The sequence below is a fragment of the Corallococcus sp. AB049A genome (genome assembly GCF_003668885.1).
Lineage (GTDB): Bacteria > Myxococcota > Myxococcia > Myxococcales > Myxococcaceae > Corallococcus > Corallococcus interemptor.
Genome location: NZ_RAWL01000679.1, coordinates 1 through 2,724, shown reverse-complemented (window position 1 = coordinate 2,724; position 2,724 = coordinate 1). Strand labels below are relative to the sequence as shown.

The 2,724-nt window shown below is 73.3% G+C and carries 2 protein-coding genes; both read left to right on the top strand.

Going from position 1 to position 2,724, the window contains the following annotated elements:
* A partial coding sequence (locus D7X55_RS38170) for a PEGA domain-containing protein (RefSeq protein ID WP_233610322.1) occupies window positions 1–1,354 on the top strand: 1,354 nt, incomplete at its 5' end.
* A gap of 8 nt (window positions 1,355–1,362) precedes the next feature.
* On the top strand, window positions 1,363–2,724 hold a 1,362-nt coding region (locus D7X55_RS38165; protein WP_233610321.1), incomplete at its 3' end, for a serine/threonine-protein kinase.

Below are 2,724 nucleotides of genomic sequence, written 5' to 3'. Positions count from 1 at the left end.
GGGCCGCAACGCGGAGGCGCGGGTGGAGGCGCGAGCGGCCGACGCTCGTCCGGAGCCCCGGTCCGAGGCCCGAGGTGCCGACCCGCGGCCCGAGCCCAGGTCCGAGGTCCGCAACGCCGACCCTCGCGCCGGCGCCGACGTCCGGCCGGAGCCCCGGGGCATGACGGGCTCGCGGCGGGCCCTGGAGTCACCGCCGTCGCGGAGCATCCGGCCCGTGCGCCTGGAGGAGCCGTCCCTCCCGACGGTGACGGAGGATGACGGGCCCACGCTCGCGATGATGGACACGCAGGGCAAGCTGTCCGGCGGGTTCCAGGTCGAAGAGGACGCGCCCACGCTCGCCATGGTGGACACGCAGGGCAAGCTGTCCGGCGGGGTCCAGTTCCAGGTCGAGGAGGACGGGCCCACGCTGGATCAGCGCTCGCTGACGCTGCCCCAGGGGGACGAGGACGACTCGACCCTGGACATGCGCGCCGTCTCCCGCGCCGACCTGGACGAGGGCCCCACGCAGGACATGCGCGCCGTGCCGCGCTCCGAGATTCCGGTCCCCCGTGCGAGCGGGCCCACGCCGTCCGGTGAGCACCGCCACCACCGGCCGCCGGTGCCCGCGCCCCACGCGACCATCGAGGAGATGACCGCGTCCACCGCGCCGCGCTCCGCGTCTCGCGCGCCCATGCCGGGCCCGTGGGTGCCGCCCGGCCGCACCGGCACCGTCACCGAGCAGTCCGCCGTGGCGCCGCCGAAGCGCCGGGCGCTGCTCTACGGCGCCATCGTGCTCGTCGCGCTCCTGGTGGGCGTGGGCATCGTGTGGAGCCTGGGCCTGGGTGCCAGCGGCGTGCACGTGCAGTCCGAGCCCGCCGGCGCGCGCGTCGTGTTCGAGGACCGGGTGCTCCCGGAGCGCACGCCGCTGACGCTGCCGACGGTGAAGCCCGGCCGTTACTGGGTCGTGCTGATCAAGGAAGGCTACCGCGAGCTGCGCACGCAGATCGTCATCCCGCCATCCGGCCAGCTCGACGTGGGGCCGCTGAAGCTCGTGCCGCTGCCGTCCTCCGGAAAGCCCGGCACGGAGCCCCCGGCGACCACGACGCCGGAGCCGGGCGTGGGGCCCTCCGGCGTGGCCACTCCTCGCGCGCCGGACACGGCGGAGCAGTCCGCGCCGGTGAGCTTCGAGGTGACGCCCGGGGCGGACGTGACGTGCAACGGCCTCAAGCTGGGGAAGACGCCGTTCAAGCCGGTGGATCTGCAGGTGGGGTCGTATGAGTGCAACTTCACCAACCCCGAGCTGAAGCGCACCCTCAGCCGCCGCATCGAGGTGCGCCCCATCGACCTCAACGTGGTGACGGTCAAGTTCGAGTAGGCGCGGCCTTGGACGACCCTTCCGTGACGCTCGAGGCAGGAACCCACGTCGGCAAGTACGTCGTGCGGCGCAAGCTGGCCGAAGGCGGCATGGCGGAGATCTTCCTGTGCACCGCGCGCGGGCCGGAGGGCTTCGAGAAGGAGGTCGTCATCAAGCGCGTGCGGGCGTTCCTCGCGAGCGACCCGGACTTCGTGCAGATGTTCATCGCGGAGGCGCGGCTGGCCTCGCGGCTCAACCACGCCAACGTGGTGCAGATCTTCGACTTCGACAAGCACGAGGACACCTACTACCTGGCGATGGAGTACGTGCGCGGCTGCTCGCTGTGGGAGCTGCGCAAGCGGAGCAAGGAGACGATGACGCCGTTGCCGCCCCTGCTGGTGGCGCACATCGGCGCGGAGGTCGCGCGCGGCCTGCACTACGCCCACCGGCTGCGGGTGAACGGCGAGCTGTTGAACCTGGTGCACCGGGACGTCACGCCGCACAACGTGCTGGTGTCCTACGACGGCGCGGTGAAGCTCACCGACTTCGGCATCGCGAAGGCGGGCAACAAGCTGACGAACCCCGGCGTGCTCAAGGGCAAGTTCGCGTACATGTCCCCGGAGCAGGCCCGGGGCGAGAGCGTGGACGTGCGCACCGACGTCTTCGCGCTGGGCGTGGTGCTGTGGGAGCTGCTCACCGGCGGGCGGCTGTTCCAGGGGGACTCAGAAATCGCCGTCCTGCGCGCGGTGCAGGAGAGCACCATCGTGCCGCCCGCGCGCCTCAACCCGGACGTGCCGCCGGACCTGGACGCCGTCATCTGCCGCGCGCTGGAGCGCGACCTGACGAAGCGCTACCAGACGGCCGGTGAGCTGGAGCGCGCGCTGGCGCAGTGCGTGCTGAACCAGGCCCGCTCCGTGGACGACACCGACGTGGGCGCGTTCATGCGCCAGCTGTTCCCCGTCGCGGCCAGCAACCAGGCGCTGCCCGCGATCCCGGAGCGCACGGCGCTGGAGGACGGAGCGCTGCCCGCCGCCCCGCCGCCGCCCCGCGAGCCCACGGCCGTGATGCCGTCGCGCGACCATGCCTCGGGAGCGAAGCGGGTCGCCTCTCCGGACGAGGACCGCCACGGGACGACGCTGGTGCTGTCGCGTGACGCGGACGCCAACGGCCGTCCCCCGCAGCCCACGCCGCAGATGCCGTTGCAGTCGATGGGGAGGGAAGCGCCGCTGTCCCGGCGCGCCGAATCCCGCGAGGTCCCCGCCGCCAGGCTCGAGAGCTCGAAGGTCTGGGGCGACGACAGCGGCGCCTCCGCGCGCCTGGCCGCGCCCCGGGACGAGTTCCACGACGAGCTCCCGGGCGCCACCCACGGCGAGCTCGACACCGTCTCCGCC